Below are 19218 nucleotides of genomic sequence, written 5' to 3'. Positions count from 1 at the left end.
AAATTTTAAGACCCTCAGAGAATCTCTCAGGAGACAGGAATGAAAGTAACGCTGCCAGAGTTTGAACGTGCAGGAGTCATGGTTGTTGGTGATGTGATGCTGGATCGCTACTGGTACGGGCCGACCAGCCGTATTTCCCCCGAAGCGCCGGTACCCGTTGTCAAAGTGGACACCATTGAAGAACGTCCGGGCGGCGCGGCGAACGTGGCGATGAACATCGCTTCTCTGGGCGCAAATTCGCGTCTGGTGGGTCTGACCGGTATTGACGATGCGGCGCGCGCGCTGAGCAAAACGCTGGCGGATGTGAATGTAAAATGCGACTTCGTTTCTGTGCCTACGCATCCGACGATTACCAAACTGCGTGTACTTTCCCGTAACCAGCAGCTGATTCGCCTGGATTTTGAAGAAGGCTTTGAAGGCGTCGATCCGCTGCCATTGCACGAGCGTATTAACCAGGCGCTGGGCTCAATTGGCGCGCTGGTGTTGTCTGATTACGCCAAAGGCGCGTTGGCCAGCGTTCAGCAGATGATTCAGCTTGCGCGTAAAGCGGGCGTTCCGGTGCTGATCGACCCGAAAGGCACCGATTTCGAACGTTATCGCGGCGCCACGCTGTTGACGCCGAACCTGTCCGAGTTCGAAGCGGTGGCGGGTAAATGTAAAAGTGAAGAAGAGATTGTTGAACGCGGCATGAAGCTGATTGCCGATTTCGAATTTTCTGCGCTGCTGGTGACCCGTTCCGAGCAGGGAATGACGCTGCTGCAACCGGGTAAAGCGCCGCTGCATATGCCGACCCAGGCGCAGGAAGTGTATGACGTTACCGGTGCCGGGGATACGGTGATCGGCGTACTGGCGGCCACATTAGCGGCGGGGAAATCCCTGGAAGAGGCCTGCTATTTCGCGAACGCGGCAGCAGGCGTTGTCGTCGGTAAACTGGGAACATCAACCGTTTCGCCAATCGAACTGGAAAATGCGGTGCGCGGTCGTGCGGACACCGGCTTCGGCGTGATGACGGAAGCCGAGCTGAAACAGGCCGTGGCCAGCGCGCGTAAACGCGGCGAGAAAGTGGTCATGACCAACGGCGTTTTCGACATTCTGCACGCCGGACATGTGTCTTACCTGGCGAACGCCCGCAAGCTGGGCGATCGCCTGATCGTCGCGGTGAACAGCGATGCCTCCACCAAACGTCTGAAAGGCGAAACTCGCCCTGTGAATCCGCTGGAACAGCGAATGATCGTGCTGGGTGCGCTGGAGTCCGTTGACTGGGTGGTTTCTTTCGATGAGGACACCCCGCAGCGGCTGATTGCTGGCGTGCTGCCGGATCTGCTGGTGAAAGGCGGTGACTATAAGCCAGAAGAGATTGCCGGTAGCGAAGAAGTCTGGGCCAACGGCGGCGAAGTGCTGGTGCTTAACTTCGAAGACGGTTGTTCGACCACCAATATCATCAAGAAAATCCAGAAAGACAGCGATAAATAACCGCTGAACAGACGGCCCGATACGCACAGCGCCATCGGGCATCTGGCTTGTTCCCAAAGTGTGATGTCAGGCAACTGATATGCGCACTTTTTGCACAACCGTTCAACACATATAAGAGAATACTGAAATTAGAAAAAGCATATGGCCTTAACAGATATTTGATAACTGGAGGGTATGCTGATGAACGACAAGAACGTATATTCGTTAAACAATTTTGATTTTCTGGCGCGCAGTTTCGCCAGGATGCAGGCTGAGGGCCATCCTGTTGATATCCAGGCCGTTACCGGAAATATGGATGAGGCGCACCGCAGCTGGTTTTGCAAACGCTATGCGCTTTACTGCCAACAGGCGACACAGGCTAAGAAGCTAGAACTCGAACACTGAAAATATCAACGGGCCTTACGGCCCGTTGTGGTTTTTACTCTTGCGGATCGACAGGCGGGATGGCGGGCGCAGGTTTAACATCTACAGGTTTCTCACGCGCTTCCAGCTCGCTGAGGCGTTGCTCCAGCAGCGCCAGCTTTTCGCGGGTGCGCAGTAAGACCTGAGTCTGCACGTCAAACTCTTCACGGCTCACCAGATCGAGACGCGTCAGCTGCGATTGCAGCGTCTGACGGATTTTCTTCTCGATATCTTCCCCGAACTCCCGAACCCCTTTCGGCATCGACTCGTGAACCTGACGAGCGAGTTGCTCAATTTTTTTCGGGTCAATCATTGTGGTTTCCCTGAACTGGTAAGTGTCAGAACACATTGTAGTGCGATATGCAGGCGTCATAAACCAGAATTGTGTGTCGTTTAGCGGAGTAAAGGCGTTGATGAAGGTAATCAATAGCGTTATAGTTAACTCGCTTATTCTCAGGGCGGGGCGAAATTCCCCACCGGCGGTAAATCAACGTATGGCCAAAAGATTTCGCGTTGCGGCAATGCAGCAGCGGCGTGAAAGATGAAGGACAGGTTGAAAGCCCGCGAGCGCTTCAGGTGCAAATCTGAAGGTCAGCAGATCCGGTGTAATTCCGGGGCCGACGGTTAAAGTCCGGATGGGAGAGAGTAACGATCCAGTCGGGCATGGGCCCGCTCACGTTATTTTTTTGCCGCTTGTCGGTACTCCTAAGACTGCCCTGATTCTGGTAACCATAATTTTAATGAGGTTTTTTTACCATGAATCAGACGCTACTTTCCTCTTTTGGTACGCCTTTTGAACGTGTGGAACATGCGCTATCCGCGCTGCGTGAAGGACGCGGTGTGATGGTGCTTGACGATGAAGATCGCGAAAACGAAGGCGATATGATTTTCCCGGCCGAAACCATGACCGTTGAGCAGATGGCGCTGACCATTCGCCACGGCAGCGGTATTGTTTGTCTGTGCATCACTGAAGATCGTCGCAAGCAGCTCGATCTGCCGATGATGGTGGAGAACAATACCAGCGCCTACGGCACCGGTTTTACCGTGACCATTGAAGCCGCAAAAGGCGTGACTACCGGCGTTTCTGCCGCAGACCGCGTAACGACCGTTCGCGCAGCCATTGCCGATGGCGCGAAACCTGCCGATCTGCACCGTCCAGGCCACGTTTTCCCGCTGCGCGCGCAGCCGGGCGGCGTTCTGACCCGTGGCGGCCATACTGAAGCCACCATCGATCTGGTGACGCTGGCCGGGTTCAAACCTGCTGGCGTACTGTGCGAGCTGACGAATGACGATGGCACAATGGCGCGCGCGCCGGAATGCATCGCGTTTGCCGGTAAACACAACATGGCAGTAGTGACGATCGAAGATCTGGTGGCTTACCGCCAGGCGCACGAGCGTAAAGCCAGCTAATTCTGTAGGCCTGATAAGCGAAGCGCCATCAGGCGATGAGATGATAATAAAAACCGAAGCCGGTTCGCAGGCTTCGGTTTTTTGTGTTTACAGAGGTCATTAATCCCGCCGTTTATCCCTTATATTTTACTTTTTTAAACATCCCATCTGTTAATAAAAGCCCAACCTTTTTCTCTATGATCAAAATCATATTCTCGATTTCATACTGTGCCAGTATATAGGGCTACCTCAATATAGGTAGAAAAGGTTTTAACGCTAATTGTTTGGTAATATTAGATTTTAAGGGTAAGAGGATGTTTATCGCCTGGTATTGGCTCGTCTTAATTTTTCTGGTGATCGTAGGGTATTTTTGCCATATGAAACGCTATTGTAAGGCGTTTCGGCAGGACAGAGATGCGCTGCTGGAAATCCGCAATAAATTACTTCGTCGCGATGATGAAGAACGCGTTATGACCAAAGAGCAGGAATAAGCGCTTCCTGCTGCCTCTGTTATCCGATTCCCATCGCCTGAAGCACGACAAGACTCAACCCCATCACCGACATTCCACACAGTACGCCGTAGCTGGGATTATTATTAGGGTCGATCTCTTTTGCCAGCGGCATCAGCTCATCAACGGATAATGCCACCATAATTCCCGCGACGGCGGCCATGATGGACGCCATAACGACCGGTGAGATCAGGCTGCCCAGAATAAGCCACGCCATCACACCGCCAAGAATTTCCGCCATCCCGGAGATACCGGCCCAGAAAATCGCAGTCCGTTTTGAACCGGTTGCGGCGTAGACTGGCCCGGCGACCGCTAATCCTTCAGGAATATTATGCAAGGCGACCGCCAGAGCAATGCCAAAACCCAATTCGAGGTTGCTGCTGGCGGTGACGAAGGTGGCGATACCTTCCGGGAAGTTGTGCAGGCTGATGCCCAGCGTCAGCAGGATGGCGGTGCGTTTTATCGAGCCGGGGAGAGGACGCGCGGTTTTTTGCACTAAATCTTGTGGGTGGGCGTGGGGAAGCAACCTGTCGAGACCGAAATAACCCAGCAAGCCGATAATAAACATACCGTAACCCAGCACCGGAGACATGCCATCCGCCGCCAGCGCGGCTGGCAGCATCTCCATCAGCGAGATCAACAGCATAATGCCTGCGGCGAATCCCAGTGAAAACGCCAGCACGCGGTTGGACGGTTTTTGCCCCAGCACGCCAAGAAACGCGCCAATAAAGGTGGCGGCGCCCGCCAGTAAGGTCAGAATTAAAGGTACTGACATCGACAACTCCTTATGATTCAACTGTCCGAACCTGACCTTCAAAATAACTGATGATCTTCATCATGGTTATCTGAGTTCTTCATCCATCGAAAAAGCGTATTGTGATGATATCAAAATGACTCCCTCAGTAAGGATATCATCATGTCTTCAACACGTATGCCAGCATTGTTTTTAGGTCACGGTAGCCCGATGAACGTTCTGGAAGATAATGTGTATACCCGCGCCTGGCGGCATCTGGGGGATACATTGCCGCGTCCAAAAGCGATTGTCGTTGTCTCGGCGCACTGGTTCACGCGAGGGACGGGCGTGACGGCGATGGAAGCGCCAAAGACGATCCATGATTTTGGCGGCTTTCCTCAGGCATTGTATGACACGCACTATCCTGCGCCCGGTTCGCCGGAACTGGCGCAACATCTGGTTGAGTTGCTGTCGCCGACGCCGGTCGCGCTGGATAAAGAGGCGTGGGGCTTTGATCACGGCTCCTGGGGCGTGTTGATCAAGATGTACCCGAATGCGGATATCCCGATGGTGCAGTTGAGCATCGACAGCACCAAACCGGCGGCCTGGCATTTTGAAACAGGGCGCAAACTGGCGGCGTTGCGGGACGAAGGCATTATGCTGGTCGCCAGTGGCAACGTGGTGCATAATCTGCGCACGGCGCGCTGGCATGGCGAGAATACGCCCTACCCGTGGGCAACGTCATTCAATGAGTATGTGAAAGCGAATCTGACACGGCAGGGGCCGGTAGAACAGCATCCGCTGGTTAATTACTTCGATCATGAAGGAGGATCGCTGTCGAACCCAACGCCGGATCACTATCTGCCGCTGCTGTATGTGTTAGGTGCATGGGATGGCAAAGAGCCGGTGACGATCCCGGTTGACGGCATCGAGATGGGCAGCCTGAGTATGCTGTCGGTACAGGTGGGATGATTAATGCCCGATGGCGCTACGCTTGTCGGGCCTACGGCACGAATTGTAGGCCGGGTAAGGCGGAGCCGCCACCCGGCACAAGAGACTATTCGACAAAGATATGCGGGTAGAAGCGGGACAGATCCTGGGTGATCAACGCTCTGTCTTCGCGAATACCGATCCCGGCGGGTTGATCGTTGATCAACCAGCTGCCAATCAGCATATAGCTGTCGCCAAACTTCGGCAGCGGGCAGAACTGCTGCACAATCATGCCTTCTTCGCCGTAAGGGCCTTCCACCGCTTCGATCGTTTTCCCGTTCTCAATGATGGAGACGTTAGCGCCTTCACGCGAGAAGATCGGTTTGACGACGAATTTTTCCATTTGCGGATAGTCATCTTCCGCAAAATAAGCCGGCAGCAGGTTAGGGTGATCCGGGAACATTTCCCATAACATTGGGAGCAGCGCTTTATTGGAGATAATGCTCTTCCAGGCCGGTTCCAGCCAGCGAACGCCAGCATCTTCCAGCTTGGTGGAGAACATTTCACGCAGCATAAATTCCCACGGATAGAGCTTAAACAGATTGGCAATCACCTGATCCTGCAAGTCCGAAAACTGACCTTTTTCACCCAGGCCGATATCTTCAATGTAGAGGAACTCGGTGGCGATTTCAGCTTCGGCGGCGCAGTCCTGTAGATACTGGATCGTCCCGCGATCTTCCACGGTGTCGCGACAGCAGGTGAGGTGCAGCAGTTGGAAGCCATACTGCTCACGCAGCTCGGCGAAGCGTTCGATCAGCTTTTCTTGCAGACTGTTAAACTGATCGCTGCCTTCCGGCAGGTTGCCCGCATTGAGCTGGTCTTCCAGCCAGATCCACTGGAAAAACGCGGCCTCATACAGTGAGGTCGGCGTATCGGCGTTATTTTCTAAAAGTTTAGGCTCACCCGTGCCATCCCACGCCAGATCGAGGCGGGAATAGAGCGACGGCTGCTGCGTTTGCCAGGACTGACGTACAAAGCCCCAGGTATGCTTAGGAATGCGAAACTTCGTCATCAGCTCGTCGCTGGCGATCACTTTCTCCACGACCTTAAGGCACATCTGGTGCAGTTCAGCGGTGACGTCTTCCAGCTTCTCAACCTGGTCGAGCGTCAGCTTGTAGTACGCGTCTTCACACCAGTACGGTTCCCCGTACATCGTGTGAAAATTAAAACCGTATTCGGTGGCTTTCTCGCGCCAGTCCGGGCGCTCAGTAATACTGATTCTTTCCATGCGTCTTAGCCGCCCATCGAACGATTCGAGGTGCCGGTGGCGCTACGCTGCATCGTGTTTTGTTTTGCCACTGACTCGCCAAAACCACCACGGGTAACGGTTGTGGTTGTGGCGGGCTTCGGCGCCATCGCGGTTTTCGGTACAGTCATGGTACGGCCAGGCTGTGCGGCGCCGTAGTTCTTGCCGCTGGCGTCGGTGTATTTACCGTAGGCCGGGCTGGCCGGGTTTTTTGAACTGAACAGTGGTTGCTGAGCAAAGCCCGCGCCGCCGCCCATCATTCGGCCCATCATGTAGCCCGCCATCAGCGGCATCCAGAAGCTGCCGCTGGATTGCGCCTGCGCCTGATTTTCCGGCGCCATGCCAGCCTGAGCCGGCGCCTGCTGGCACTGGCCTTCGCCGAATTCAGCCACGCAGTCTTCACGCGTCGCGTATTTCGGCGCGGTACGTTCCGCTTCTTTCAGGGCATTGTTGAATGCGGTCGTACATTCAGCGTTTTTGCCCGGATTCGCCGCCGAGCAGTCGTCGGCGTTTTGATACAGCGAAACCGTTTCGTCGCTTTTTTCACAGCCGGCCAGCATAAAGACAGCGGTAACCGCCAGAGCAACCGGAGTAAGATGACGTGCGCTCCAGTTTTTGCGGAACGAGGCGTGATGTATAGATTTTGTCCGTTTCATTTTTGTCTTCCAGGACCCAGTGGTAAACACAATAAATAATGCTCAGGATAGTGGATGGCTGGTCGAAATTGAAGCGAGAAGAGGCGAGAATGCGGCAGAATGGCGGGATCTTTACGTTGCCTTACGTTCAGACAAGGTTTAGCGCCCGGTGGCGCGACGCTTACCCTGCCTGCGATCAGGTAGGCTCAATAAGCGAAGCGCCATCGGGCAATTCATCAGTTACGGAACGGGTTGTTACCGTTGCTGCTGGTGGAACGTGCTGAAGCAGGCTGAACCGTACTGGCATTATAGCCATCCGCCGCTGCATCCTGCTGCGGGGTTTCCGGCGCGACGTTGTCCGGGGATGTCGAGATCGGTTTACCCAGCGCATTGTTCAGCGCCACCAGATCCTGCTCGTTCAACGTACCGAGAGCATTCTTGATGTTCAGCTGGTTAATCAGATAGTTATAACGCGCATTCGCCAGTTGTTGCTTCGCTTCATACAGCGCAGTGGTGGCATCCAGCACGTCAACAATGGTACGCGTACCCACGGAATAACCGGCTTCGTTTGCATCCAAAGAGCTTTGCGCGGAAACAACAGCCTGTTTGTAAGCGTTAATGCTGCTGATAGAAGCATTAATGTTGTTGAAGGAAGAGCGCACGGTCTGCACGACGCTGCGGTGCGCGCTTTCCAGCTGTTCGCTCGCGCCAACAAAGTTGTACTGCGCCTGTTTCACCTGAGAGTTGACCATCCCACCCTGATACAGCGGCAGCGAGAAGCTCAGGCCGATTTTGTTCTGGCCCATATTGCTGTCGTCATATTGGGAACCTGTTGCCCCATGGGTTTTGGAACCATTGTATGAGGTGTCAGACACGCCGGTAGAGGCGGTTAAATCCAGCGTTGGCAGATGGCCGTCCTGCGCCTGGCGGATTTGCTCGCGCGCCAGATCCTGGCTCAGACGCGCCTGCAACAGCGTCAGGTTACGGTTTTCGGCCTCTTTCAGCAGCGCGTTAACGGCCTGCGGCTTATCGGTTTTAAAGTTCGTGACATTCAGCGAAGCCAGTTCCGGGTAGTAGTTACCGGTGACCTGGCGCAGTTCTTCTACGGCGTTATCCAGATTGTTGCGGGCGGTGACTTCGTTCGCCAGCACGGTATCGTATTGTGCACGGGCGTTTTGCACGTCAGTGATAGCGACCAGGCCGACGTTAAAACGCTGGGTGGTTTGATCTAACTGACGATAAACGGCTTCTTTCTGCGCCTGCGTATAAGAGAGAACGTCAATGGCGTTCAGGACTTTAAAGTAGGCGCTCGCCGTATTGAGGATCAGCGTTTGCTGATCGGTCTGGAACGTGACGTCCTGGATACCTGCGGATTTTTCCTGCAACGTCAGCGCGCGCCATTTTGACATATCAAAAAGGGTCTGGGTTAATTGCAGAGAGGCGCTGGTGGCGTTGGAGTTGATGCCATTCGCATCACGATAGCCGTTGCTGTAGGTGTAATCGGCACCTAAACCCAGTTGCGGCAGTAAAGGACTACGCGCTTCGTTAATTTTTTCGAATGCAGCATCGCGATCGGCGGCGGATTTACGCAATTCCGGGTTGCTCAGGCGTGCTTGCTGATAAACTTGCATCAGGTTCTCTGCCTGGCTCAGTGTGCTGAACCCCGTCAGGCTCAGGCCGATAAGGATGGGGAGCAATTTCTTCATTTGCATTCCTTGTTGTGAAGCAGTATTTAGCGCTGATCAAATTGTAAAAATAATTGCTGATTCTAGCAGAATCCGCCACTGCAAAAAGTTGGCGTTACGTGCCATCCGGCGTTAATTTGCACCAATTTATCACAAGGTCGCTGAAACGGCAGTCAAACGCCCTTGAAATTCACATTTTAATCACTATTGGTACCAGGACAGCACAATGCATAAACCAGACAACTCGCCAATGACTTTCTCCAAAAACGATGTAGAAATTATTGCACGAGAAACGCTATATCGCGGTTTTTTTTCACTGGATCTCTATCGTTTCCGCCACCGCCTGTTCAACGGTGAAATGAGCGGTGAAGTGAAACGCGAAATTTTTGAGCGCGGCCACGCCGCAGTGTTGCTACCCTTTGACCCTGAGCGCGACGAAATTGTACTGGTCGAACAGATTCGTATCGCGGCGTATGACACCAGCGAGACGCCGTGGTTGCTGGAAATGGTCGCCGGGATGATCGAAGAGGGCGAAACCGTTGAGGAGGTCGCTCGTCGCGAAGCAATGGAAGAGGCCGGACTTGAGGTCAAACGGACGAAACCGGTCATGAGTTACCTGGCAAGCCCCGGCGGCACCAGCGAGCGTCTTTCTATTTTAGTGGGCGAAGTGGATGCCACGACCGCGAACGGGATTCATGGTCTGGCCGATGAAAACGAAGATATTCGTGTTCATGTGGTAAGTCGGGAGCAGGCTTACCAGTGGGTAGAAGAGGGGAAAATCGACAACGCGGCTTCTGTCATCGCTTTGCAATGGCTGCAACTGCACTATCAAGAGTTAAAACACGAGTGGAAAAAATGAAGCGTTACACACCTGACTTCCCTGAAATGATGCGCCTGTGCGAAACTAATTTTTCACAATTGCGCCGCCTGTTGCCGCGCAATGATGCACCCGGCGAAACAGTAAGCTATCAGGTGGCCAACGCGCAATATCGGTTAACGATCGTTGAATCGACCCGATACACTACGCTTGTTGCGATCGAGCAGACGGCGCCAGCCATTACGTACTGGAGCCTGCCGTCACTTACGGTGCGCCTGTACCATGACGCGATGGTGGCCGAAGTGTGTTCAAGTCAGCAGATCTTTCGCTTCAAAGCGCGGTATGATTATCCAAATAAAAAGTTGCATCAACGCGACGAAAAGCATCAAATTAATCAGTTTCTGGCCGACTGGCTGCGTTACTGTTTAGCACATGGAGCGATGGCGATTCCGGTTTATTAGCGTCGTGAAACCTAAGGACACCATTTGGAAAGCCTGTTAACCCTTCCTCTGGCTGGTGAGGCCAGAGTCAGGATCTTACAAATTACCGATACTCACCTGTTTGCCGAAAAACATGAAACGCTGCTGGGCGTGAATACCTGGGAAAGTTACCAGGCGGTGCTGGATGCGATTCATGCCGGGCAGCACGAATACGATCTGATCGTGGCGACAGGTGATTTAGCGCAGGATCAAACGGCTGCGGCCTATCAGCACTTTGCTGAAGGTATCGCAAGCTTTCGCGCGCCTTGCGTTTGGTTGCCGGGTAACCATGACTTTCAGCCCGCGATGTACAGCGCGTTGCAGGAAGCGGGGATCTCCCCGGCCAAACGCGTGTTTATCGGCGATCAATGGCAAATCTTGCTGCTGGATAGCCAGGTTTTTGGCGTACCGCATGGTGAATTGAGCGACTTTCAGCTTGAATGGCTGGAGCGCAAACTTGCCGATGCGCCGGAGCGCCACACCTTGCTGCTTCTGCATCACCATCCGTTGCCTTCGGGATGCAGCTGGCTGGATCAGCACAGCCTGCGTAACGCGGCCGAACTGGACAGCGTGCTGGCGAACTATCCTCGCGTCAAATACCTGCTGTGCGGTCATATTCATCAGGAGCTGGATCTTGACTGGAATGGCCGCCGCCTGCTGGCGACGCCGTCCACCTGCGTCCAGTTCAAGCCGCACTGCGCGAACTTCACGCTGGACACGATAGGGCCAGGCTGGCGGACGCTGGAACTGTACGCCGGGGGGGCTCTGGAAACGCAAGTGCATCGTCTGCCGGGGACTCAATTCCGACCCGATACCGCTTCGGAAGGATACTGATGTCTACGCTTCTTTATCTGCATGGGTTTAATAGCTCTCCGCGTTCGGCAAAGGCATGTCAGCTTAAAAGCTGGCTGGCGGAGCGCCACCCTCATGTTGAGATGATCGTGCCGCAACTGCCGCCGTATCCTGCCGATGCGGCAGAGTTGCTGGAATCTATCGTGCTTGAACACGGTGGAGCGCCGCTCGGCGTCGTTGGATCGTCGCTGGGCGGCTATTACGCCACCTGGCTGTCGCAGTGTTTTATGTTGCCTGCGGTGGTGGTGAACCCGGCGGTGCGGCCGTTTGAACTGTTGACCGACTACCTCGGTCAGAACGAGAACCCCTACACCGGGCAGCAATATGTGCTAGAGTCTCGCCATATTTACGATCTTAAAGTCATGCAGATTGACCCGCTGGAAGCGCCGGATTTGATCTGGTTGCTGCAACAGACGGGGGATGAAGTGTTGGACTACCGCCAGGCGGTGGCGTATTACGCCTCCTGCCGCCAGACCGTTATCGAGGGCGGAAACCATGCATTCACGGGCTTCGAAGATTATTTCAACCAGATTGTCGATTTCCTTGGACTGCACAGTTTCTGACAATCAATTCGAATTGCTAATTTAAATCATGACGCAAACTTATAACGCTGATGCCATTGAGGTACTCACTGGGCTAGAGCCGGTACGCCGCCGCCCGGGGATGTACACCGATACAACCCGCCCGAACCATCTTGGGCAGGAAGTGATTGATAACAGTGTGGATGAAGCACTGGCGGGTCACGCAAAACGCGTGGATGTGATTTTACATGCCGATCAGTCACTGGAAGTGATTGATGATGGCCGTGGGATGCCAGTGGATATCCACCCGGAAGAGGGCGTTCCGGCGGTTGAACTGATCCTCTGCCGACTGCATGCGGGCGGTAAGTTCTCCAACAAGAACTACCAGTTCTCCGGCGGTCTGCACGGGGTGGGGATTTCCGTCGTCAACGCCTTGTCAAAACGCGTGGAAGTCACCGTGCGTCGTGATGCTCAGGTCTATAGCATCGCCTTTGAAAACGGCGAGAAAGTGCAGGATCTTCAGGTTGTCGGGACATGCGGTAAACGTAATACCGGCACCAGCGTTCACTTCTGGCCGGATGAAACCTTTTTCGACAGCCCGCGTTTTTCCGTCTCTCGCTTAACCCATATCCTGAAAGCGAAAGCGGTGCTGTGCCCTGGCGTTGAAATCACCTTTAAAGATGAGGTCAACAATAGCGAGCAGCGCTGGTGCTATCAGGATGGCCTGAACGACTATCTGGGCGAAGCGGTTAACGGCTTGCCGACCCTTCCTGAAAAACCGTTTATCGGTAATTTTGCCGGTGATACGGAAGCCGTAGACTGGGCGCTGCTGTGGCTGCCGGAAGGCGGCGAGCTGCTGACAGAAAGCTACGTTAACCTGATTCCGACGATGCAGGGCGGCACTCATGTGAACGGGCTGCGCCAGGGTCTGCTGGACGCGATGCGTGAATTCTGCGAATACCGCAATATTCTGCCGCGCGGCGTGAAGCTGTCTGCGGAAGATATCTGGGATCGCTGCGCTTACGTGCTCTCGGTGAAGATGCAGGACCCGCAGTTCGCCGGGCAGACCAAAGAGCGTCTCTCTTCGCGCCAGTGTGCGGCGTTTGTGTCGGGCGTGGTGAAAGACGCCTTCAGCCTGTGGCTGAATCAGAACGTTCAGTCTGCGGAGCTGCTGGCGGAGATGGCCATTTCCAGCGCCCAGCGTCGACTGCGCGCGGCGAAGAAAGTGGTGCGCAAAAAGCTGACCAGCGGCCCGGCGCTGCCGGGTAAACTGGCGGACTGTACCGCGCAGGATCTCAATCGTACCGAACTGTTCCTCGTGGAAGGGGACTCGGCGGGCGGTTCCGCCAAGCAGGCGCGCGATCGTGAATATCAGGCGATCATGCCGCTGAAAGGTAAGATCCTCAACACCTGGGAGGTCTCTTCCGATGAAGTGCTGGCATCGCAGGAAGTACACGATATTTCTGTGGCGATCGGCATCGATCCAGACAGCGACGATCTGAGCCAGCTGCGTTACGGCAAGATCTGTATCCTGGCGGATGCGGACTCCGATGGTCTGCACATCGCCACGCTGCTCTGCGCCCTGTTTGTGAAGCACTTTCGCACGCTGGTGAAGCACGGGCACGTCTACGTTGCGCTGCCGCCGTTGTACCGTATCGATCTCGGCAAAGAGGTCTACTATGCGCTGACGGAAGAAGAGAAAGCGGGCGTTCTGGAACAGTTGAAGCGTAAGAAAGGCAAGCCGAACGTGCAGCGCTTTAAAGGTCTGGGTGAAATGAACCCGATGCAGTTGCGCGAAACCACGCTCGATCCGAACACCCGTCGCCTGGTGCAGCTCACTATCAGCGACGAAGACGATCAGCGTACCAACGCCATGATGGATATGCTGCTGGCGAAGAAACGCTCCGAAGACCGCCGCAACTGGTTGCAGGAAAAAGGCGATATGGCGGATCTCGACGCGTAATCGACCATTGAATGCCTTATCCGGCCTACGCTCGCATTGTGCCCGTAGGCCGGATAAGCGAAGCGTCATCCGGCGTTACTGCCTATGCCGCTTGCGATACTGTAACGGCGTTTCGCCAATCCCTTTGCCAAAGGCGCTAATAAAGTACGTCACGTCTGAAAACCCCACCTGTCGGGCAATCTCCCGCACACTCTCCTCACTGTGTAACAACGCTTCACAGGCTTTGCGTAACCGAAGGGTATTGAGGTAATTGAGGATGCTTTCACCGGTTTCAAAATGAAAGCGCCGGGAAATGTAGCTTTTTGATTTTCCTGACTCTTCTGCCAGCTCGCTGAGGCTGAATTTACGGGTGTAATTCTCATCCAGCCAGAACATCACCTGGCTTGCTATTCCGGTGCCAATCTCCGTCATATTGACGTTATCTTCGGGCAACAGGCTAAATAAACTCAATAACAGGCAGGAAATCTGTTCGGCGTTAAGCGGCTTGAGCGCTGCCATTTTCTCGTAACGGCTGAAGAGAAAATCAACGTGCGGGTGAATATCCGCCACATCGAATACTCTGGCCTCGCCGCCACGTACGGTCAGACTTTGCAGACGTTGTTGATTAAGCGGAAAATCGCGCAGCACTTTCAGTACCGCATGCTGATCGAGGTGAATAATGGTTCGGCGGTAGTGGTCTTGCGCCTGCTCATCCACCATGATTTTATGCAGGGTAAAGGGTGGGAAAAAGAACAATCGACCTGGCCGCATGGTGTATTGCTGGTGATCGACGATCACCACGCCAAATCCTTCCTCCACATACAGCACCTCCAGACACTGATGCCAGTGGTGATAGCGAACCGAGTTAGCAAATAATCGACTAAATGACGCAATGGCGTCATTGAGCGCGATCAGCTCCAGATGTTCCTGAGATGAGGGTGCATTCATAGTGCAACAGATTTAAATTTTTGCCGCTGAATTCTGGTTTATAAACCTTGTTTTTAAATTTTTTCAATCACTGTTTTATTTTAATTCTATTGGTGTGATTGAGATAACATTTCCGCTTGTCGGCGATTCACTATCCTTTAGCCACTTAATTCAGAGGGGCAGAGTATGTGGTCGGCAACTGAAGAAAAATCAAATCCATTGTCATTCCGTGAAGACGTAATCAGCGCCGTCACAACGATGCTGAGCGCGCTGGATAAACAGTTTCCCGCAGGAGCGGCGCAGTTTTCACTGGGTGACACCTGCGCGCACTACAGTGTGGATATCGCCTGCATGGAAGGGCTCTCCAGAGCGTTATGGGGTCTGTTTCCTCTGATGGCTGGCGGCGCTGAGGTGCCGTTTGCTGATAAGTATATTCAGGCGATTAAACTCGGCACCGATCCACTCAGTCCGCACTACTGGGGCGATACCGACCCTTACGATCAGCGTCTGGTTGAGATGGCCGTCTACGGTCTCGGCCTGGCGTTGCTGCAAACGCGTTTAACTGACAAGTTCAGCGAAACGGAACTGGCGAATCTTCATCGCTGGCTAAACCAGATCACCGATGCGCAAATGCCGGACAGCAACTGGAACTACTTTGCGATTATCGTCCAGTTGGGTTTCAAACGTGCCGGGCTGCCGTTCGATCAGGCGGCGATCGACCGCCGTTTTACGATGATGGAAGCGTACTACCTGGGTGACGGCTGGTATGCTGATGGCCCCGGTCGCCCAAAAGATTACTACATCTCGATGGCTTTCCATTTTTACGGACTGCTGTACGCCACACTGAACCCGGAAGATGCTGCCCGTGCCGCCACCCTGCGCGAACGCGCTCGCCTGTTTGCCGCTGATTTTATCTACATGTCGGCAGCAGATGGCGCATCCGTACCGTTTGGCCGCAGTCTGACCTATCGCTTTGCGATGGTCGCGTTCTGGAGCGCGGCGGCGTTTGCTGAGCTGGATGTCTTCTCGCCGGGCGTGATTAAAGGGGTGATCCTGCGGCATCTGCGCTGGTGGCAACAGCAGCCGATTGTCGATCGTGACGGCATTCTGACGCTGGGGTTTGCTTATCCGAATCTGGCGATGTGTGAAGATTACAACTCGCCGGGCTCCCCTTACTGGGCGCTGAAGGTCTTTTTGATCCTCGCCTTGCCGGACGATCACGCCTTCTGGCAGGCCGAAGAACTCCCGCTGCCGCAATGTGCAGAAAAACACGTTATTCCCCATGCCGCACAAATTTTGCAGCACAGCGAAAATTCAGACCATGTCACGATGCTGACTTCGGGCCAGCTTGAACTGAATAACTACGTTAACACCGAAGCGAAATACACGAAGTTTGCCTACTCCAGCCGTTTTGGTTTCACCATTGAGCGTGGACGCTATGGCCTTAAACATGCGGCGTGCGACTCCATGCTGCTGCTGGCGGATGGCGACAACTATTTCCGTGGTCGCCGTCGCTGCGATGAAGTGCGGGTCGATGAGAACTTTATTTTTTCCCGCTGGTCTCCGTGGCATGACGTCACTGTCGAGACCTGGCTGGCGCCCTTCGGCGAGTGGCATCTTCGCTTGCACCGCATCCACAGCGCGCGAACGTTGCAAACCGTGGAAGGCGGCTTTGCGGTGATGAAAGCGGCGCATCAGCTCAGTGAGCGCGGATGCTACCTGGCGGCGGAAAACGGATGCAGCACGATCGTCGATCTGTCGCCCGCGCTGGCCCGCCAGCCGGACAGCATTATTACGCCGCCGAACAGCAGCATTATGTTTGCACAATGCGCCGCGATTCCACTGCTTACCGCAGAGATTGCACAGGGCGAAAGCTGGCTGTGTTGCGCGGTTTCTGCTTCCGGGCAACAGAAAAAATATACGGCAATTCCGCAACTGCAAATAAACGATAACCAGGTGGTTATTCGCGAACCAGAAAGCGCACGCCAGTTATCGTTCTTTTTATAAAACTCTGGCCCCTACACGTTGGCGAGGATGGTATGAAAAATTGTTCAACAAATAACAGAACTGAATATTATAAAATCAGTAGCTTTATATTCCTCTATTTCTTTACCTGGTCTGCCAGTATTGGTTTACTGGCCATCTGGCTGGGGCAGAAAGCACAGCTAAGCGGCACGGTTATTGGTACGGTGTTTGCAGTAAACGGTATTTTTGCGGTCATTCTGAAGCCCATTTATGGCTACATTCTCGATAAAATCGGCATGAGCAAATACCTGCTCTATTTTGTTGTGATGATGTCGGCACTAATGGCGCCATTCTTTATTTATGTTTATCAGCCATTATTGCTTTCAAACACCATGCTGGGCATTGTTATCGGCGCGATTTACCTGAGCTTTGCCTGGTATGCTGGCGTGGCGGCTTGTGAATCCTACTCTGACCGCTTCAGCCGTCTTAACGGCATGGAGTTTGGCCAAATCCGCATGTGGGGCTCGCTGGGGTGGGCGGTGGCGTCGTCGTTTTCCGGCCTGCTGTTTAACCTCTCTCCGGCGTATAACTTCATTATGGGCAGCGTGGCGTCGGTAGTGATGCTGGTGGTACTGCTGAGTCTGAAAGTGAATGTGAATGCGGCAAACGCAGCGGACGTGCTGACAAAAGAGAAAATCGTCCCGGCGGATGTCTACGCGCTGTTGCGCAGCCGTAAGTTCTGGGCGTTCTGTCTGTATGTCGCCGGCGTGGCGTGGATGATGTTTATCGCGGAGCAGCAGTTCTCCCGCTACTTTGTCACCTTCTTCTCTGACGTACATGAAGGCAACGCGGTGTTTGGCTATCTGGGAACCGTGCAGTCGGGAATGGAATTTGTCATGTATATGGTGGTTCCATTATTTGTTAACGCGATCGGCGCTAAACGCGGTTTGTTGATTGTGGGGGCGCTGGTTGGCGCGCGTCTGATTATTTCCGGGCTGTGTGATTCACACCTGCTCATCTCCGTACTGAAGCCGCTGTATGGTCTGGAAATCTGTCTGCTGTTGGTTTCGGTCTTTAAATACATTGCTGAACACTTTGATAAACGCGTCAATGCGACCATGTATTTATTGGGCTATCAGGCGATGTTGTATGTCGGCAATGTGGTGATCTCTTCACCTGCCGGATTAATGTATGACCGAATTGGTTTTGAGAAAACGTATATCATCATGGGGATTATTGCGCTGACCTTTACGCTTATTTCGGCATTTACCTTATCGGCATGTCAGAGTAAATCCCGCCATCGTACTGCTATTGAGATCGCCGAAAATAATACGGCGCATTAAATTTCATTGGGTTTAATTTAGAAGGAACCGAAATATGTTAAATCATATCGTTGAGGAAACGTTACGCGCATTTCCTGGCAGCCCGGTTGACGCCGGAACTTTTCAGGATGAAATGATCGGCGCGCGTGAACATGTCCTCGAACTGATTAGCCGTCATTTAACGGAATTCGGTGAAAAATTTCCTGCCGAAACCTGCGTTAAAGGTTATTACCCGTTAACTGACAACGTTGAGTGGACCACCAGCTTCTGGACCGGGCAACTGTGGCTGGCGTGGGAGATGAGCGGCGAGGCGAAATATCGTGAACTGGCAGAAAAACATGTGCGTTCTTTTGGCCTGCGTATTGCCGGACGCCACGACACCAACACCCACGATCTGGGGTTCCTTTATACCCTGTCCTGCGTCGCAGCCTGGCGACTGACGGGCAACCGCGATGCGCGTGGTTTTTCGCTGATGGCGGCAGAAGCGCTACTGGAGCGTTTCCATGAAAAGGCGCAGATTATCCAGGCGTGGGGCGATCTTAACGATCCCGAACAGGCCGGGCGGATGATCATCGACTGCAACATGAACCTGCCGCTGCTGTACTGGGCGAGCGAGCAGACGGGCGATCCGCGTTTTGCCGAGGCGGCAAAAGCCCATGTGGCGCAGGCCGCGAAATACCTGATTCGTGAAGATGCGTCCACCTTCCATACTTACTACATGGATGTGAAAACCGGCGCGCCGCGTTACGGCAACACCCAGCAGGGTTATGCGGATGATTCATGTTGGTCGCGCGGTCAGGCGTGGGGGATTTATGGCTTCCTGCTGAGCTATATCTACACGGGCGACAAAGAGATGGTGGCGCTGTCGAAAAAGCTGGCGAACTATTTCCTTAATCGCCTGCCGGAAGACGCGGTCTGCCATTGGGATCTGGCGCTGGTGGGGACAGACGCGCTGCGTGACGCCTCGTCGGCGGCGATTGCCGTGTGCGGCCTGCTGGAGTTGATCAAACACCTGCCCGTGACCGATCCGGATCGTGAGCGTTATCAGCAGTGGGCGATGGGAATCATGTCATCGCTAACGAAGCGCTATCTGATGGCGAAAAATGAGAAGGGGAACGGGCTGTTGAAACATTCGGTGTACCACCTTTCGAGCAACAAAGGGGTCGATGAGTGTGCTAGCTGGGGGGATTATTTCTACGTGGAAGCGTTAACGCGTTTTACCCAGTGCTGGAAGCTGTACTGGTAACCATATTGCCCGGAATTGCCTGGAATTGCCCGGTGGCACTGCGTTTACCGGGCCTACATTCGGGGAATGCGCTGTAGGCCGGATA

General features: G+C 53.9%; 19 protein-coding genes and 1 riboswitch. Of the genes, 13 read left to right on the top strand and 6 right to left on the bottom strand.

Annotated elements, in window-relative coordinates:
- Window positions 1–39: 39 nt before the first annotated feature.
- Both hldE and glgS read left to right on the top strand, forming a co-directional pair.
- Window positions 40–1473: a bifunctional D-glycero-beta-D-manno-heptose-7-phosphate kinase/D-glycero-beta-D-manno-heptose 1-phosphate adenylyltransferase HldE gene (gene hldE / locus OGV50_RS09310; protein ID WP_286488509.1), complete on the top strand. Its 1434-nt coding sequence runs from the start codon at window positions 40–42 to the stop codon at window positions 1471–1473.
- Between the two features lie 174 nt (window positions 1474–1647).
- Window positions 1648–1857 (top strand): cell surface composition regulator GlgS, encoded by a 210-nt coding sequence (gene glgS / locus OGV50_RS09305; protein WP_012135175.1) that lies wholly within the window; start codon window positions 1648–1650, stop codon window positions 1855–1857.
- A gap of 34 nt (window positions 1858–1891) precedes the next feature.
- Here the strand turns inward: glgS and ubiK are convergent, their stop codons facing one another.
- Window positions 1892–2188: a ubiquinone biosynthesis accessory factor UbiK gene (ubiK, locus tag OGV50_RS09300; RefSeq protein ID WP_024130961.1), complete on the bottom strand. Its 297-nt coding sequence runs from the start codon at window positions 2186–2188 to the stop codon at window positions 1892–1894.
- A gap of 132 nt (window positions 2189–2320) precedes the next feature.
- A riboswitch (FMN riboswitch) is annotated at window positions 2321–2526 on the top strand.
- A 105-nt stretch (window positions 2527–2631) separates the two neighbouring features.
- Here ubiK and ribB point away from each other — a divergent pair.
- Window positions 2632–3285 carry a 3,4-dihydroxy-2-butanone-4-phosphate synthase gene (ribB, locus tag OGV50_RS09295; protein ID WP_012135173.1) on the top strand — a complete coding sequence of 218 codons (654 nt, stop codon included), beginning with the start codon at window positions 2632–2634 and terminating at the stop codon, window positions 3283–3285.
- 293 nt (window positions 3286–3578) lie between these two features.
- Window positions 3579–3755 carry a hypothetical protein gene (locus OGV50_RS09290; protein ID WP_012135172.1) on the top strand — a complete coding sequence of 59 codons (177 nt, stop codon included), beginning with the start codon at window positions 3579–3581 and terminating at the stop codon, window positions 3753–3755.
- 19 nt (window positions 3756–3774) lie between these two features.
- On the opposite strand, the gene zupT is transcribed toward OGV50_RS09290, so the two are convergent.
- Window positions 3775–4548 (bottom strand): zinc transporter ZupT, encoded by a 774-nt coding sequence (zupT, locus tag OGV50_RS09285; RefSeq protein WP_024130960.1) that lies wholly within the window; start codon window positions 4546–4548, stop codon window positions 3775–3777.
- Window positions 4549–4689: 141 nt separating this feature from the next.
- Here zupT and ygiD point away from each other — a divergent pair, with 141 nt between their 5' ends.
- Window positions 4690–5478: a 4,5-DOPA-extradiol-dioxygenase gene (gene ygiD, locus OGV50_RS09280; RefSeq protein WP_286488508.1), complete on the top strand. Its 789-nt coding sequence runs from the start codon at window positions 4690–4692 to the stop codon at window positions 5476–5478.
- A gap of 85 nt (window positions 5479–5563) precedes the next feature.
- Here ygiD and OGV50_RS09275 read toward each other — a convergent pair whose 3' ends face one another.
- From OGV50_RS09275 to tolC, 3 genes are all read right to left on the bottom strand, one after another.
- Complete coding sequence (locus tag OGV50_RS09275; RefSeq protein WP_012135169.1) at window positions 5564–6724, bottom strand: glutathionylspermidine synthase family protein; 1161 nt, start codon at window positions 6722–6724, stop codon at window positions 5564–5566.
- A 5-nt stretch (window positions 6725–6729) separates the two neighbouring features.
- Complete coding sequence (locus tag OGV50_RS09270; protein ID WP_214143711.1) at window positions 6730–7398, bottom strand: DUF1190 family protein; 669 nt, start codon at window positions 7396–7398, stop codon at window positions 6730–6732.
- 215 nt (window positions 7399–7613) lie between these two features.
- Window positions 7614–9083 (bottom strand): outer membrane channel protein TolC, encoded by a 1470-nt coding sequence (tolC, locus tag OGV50_RS09265; RefSeq protein WP_115608831.1) that lies wholly within the window; start codon window positions 9081–9083, stop codon window positions 7614–7616.
- A 205-nt stretch (window positions 9084–9288) separates the two neighbouring features.
- Between tolC and nudF the strand changes: the two genes are divergently transcribed.
- Genes nudF through parE form a run of 5 tightly spaced genes read left to right on the top strand, consistent with a single transcriptional unit; the run spans window position 9289 to window position 13694 of the window.
- Window positions 9289–9921, top strand: a complete 633-nt coding sequence (gene nudF / locus OGV50_RS09260; RefSeq protein ID WP_024130957.1) for an ADP-ribose diphosphatase — start codon at window positions 9289–9291, stop codon at window positions 9919–9921.
- Entirely contained in the window at window positions 9918–10340 is a 423-nt protein-coding gene (locus OGV50_RS09255; protein WP_012135164.1) for a DUF1249 family protein, read from the top strand. Before nudF ends, OGV50_RS09255 begins: the two co-directional genes overlap by 4 nt.
- 24 nt (window positions 10341–10364) lie before the next feature.
- Window positions 10365–11192: a 3',5'-cyclic-AMP phosphodiesterase gene (cpdA, locus tag OGV50_RS09250; RefSeq protein WP_286488507.1), complete on the top strand. Its 828-nt coding sequence runs from the start codon at window positions 10365–10367 to the stop codon at window positions 11190–11192.
- Complete coding sequence (gene yqiA, locus OGV50_RS09245; protein ID WP_012135162.1) at window positions 11192–11773, top strand: esterase YqiA; 582 nt, start codon at window positions 11192–11194, stop codon at window positions 11771–11773. The genes cpdA and yqiA overlap by 1 nt, the downstream gene beginning before the upstream one ends.
- 28 nt (window positions 11774–11801) lie before the next feature.
- Window positions 11802–13694 (top strand): DNA topoisomerase IV subunit B, encoded by a 1893-nt coding sequence (gene parE / locus OGV50_RS09240; protein WP_012135161.1) that lies wholly within the window; start codon window positions 11802–11804, stop codon window positions 13692–13694.
- A 75-nt stretch (window positions 13695–13769) separates the two neighbouring features.
- On the opposite strand, the gene OGV50_RS09235 is transcribed toward parE, so the two are convergent.
- On the bottom strand, window positions 13770–14621 hold the full coding sequence (locus OGV50_RS09235) for a helix-turn-helix transcriptional regulator (protein WP_012135160.1): 852 nt from the start codon (window positions 14619–14621) through the stop codon (window positions 13770–13772).
- Window positions 14622–14786: 165 nt separating this feature from the next.
- On the opposite strand from OGV50_RS09235, the gene OGV50_RS09230 reads away from it, so the two are divergent.
- Genes OGV50_RS09230 through OGV50_RS09220 form a run of 3 tightly spaced genes read left to right on the top strand, consistent with a single transcriptional unit; the run spans window position 14787 to window position 19133 of the window.
- Window positions 14787–16607, top strand: coding sequence for a DUF2264 domain-containing protein (locus OGV50_RS09230; protein ID WP_286488506.1), 1821 nt, complete (start codon window positions 14787–14789; stop codon window positions 16605–16607).
- A 32-nt stretch (window positions 16608–16639) separates the two neighbouring features.
- A complete protein-coding gene (locus tag OGV50_RS09225) occupies window positions 16640–17908 on the top strand; it encodes an oligosaccharide MFS transporter (RefSeq protein ID WP_012135158.1) in 1269 nt (422 codons plus the stop codon).
- A 34-nt stretch (window positions 17909–17942) separates the two neighbouring features.
- Window positions 17943–19133: a glycoside hydrolase family 88 protein gene (locus OGV50_RS09220; protein WP_047461167.1), complete on the top strand. Its 1191-nt coding sequence runs from the start codon at window positions 17943–17945 to the stop codon at window positions 19131–19133.
- The last annotated feature ends 85 nt before the right edge of the window (window positions 19134–19218 follow it).

Source organism: Citrobacter sp. CK180 (assembly GCF_030333655.1).
Classification (GTDB): Bacteria; Pseudomonadota; Gammaproteobacteria; order Enterobacterales; family Enterobacteriaceae; genus Citrobacter_B; species Citrobacter_B koseri.
Note: the sequence above shows the minus strand (reverse complement) of the source record. Positions and strands in the feature narration are given on the sequence as shown.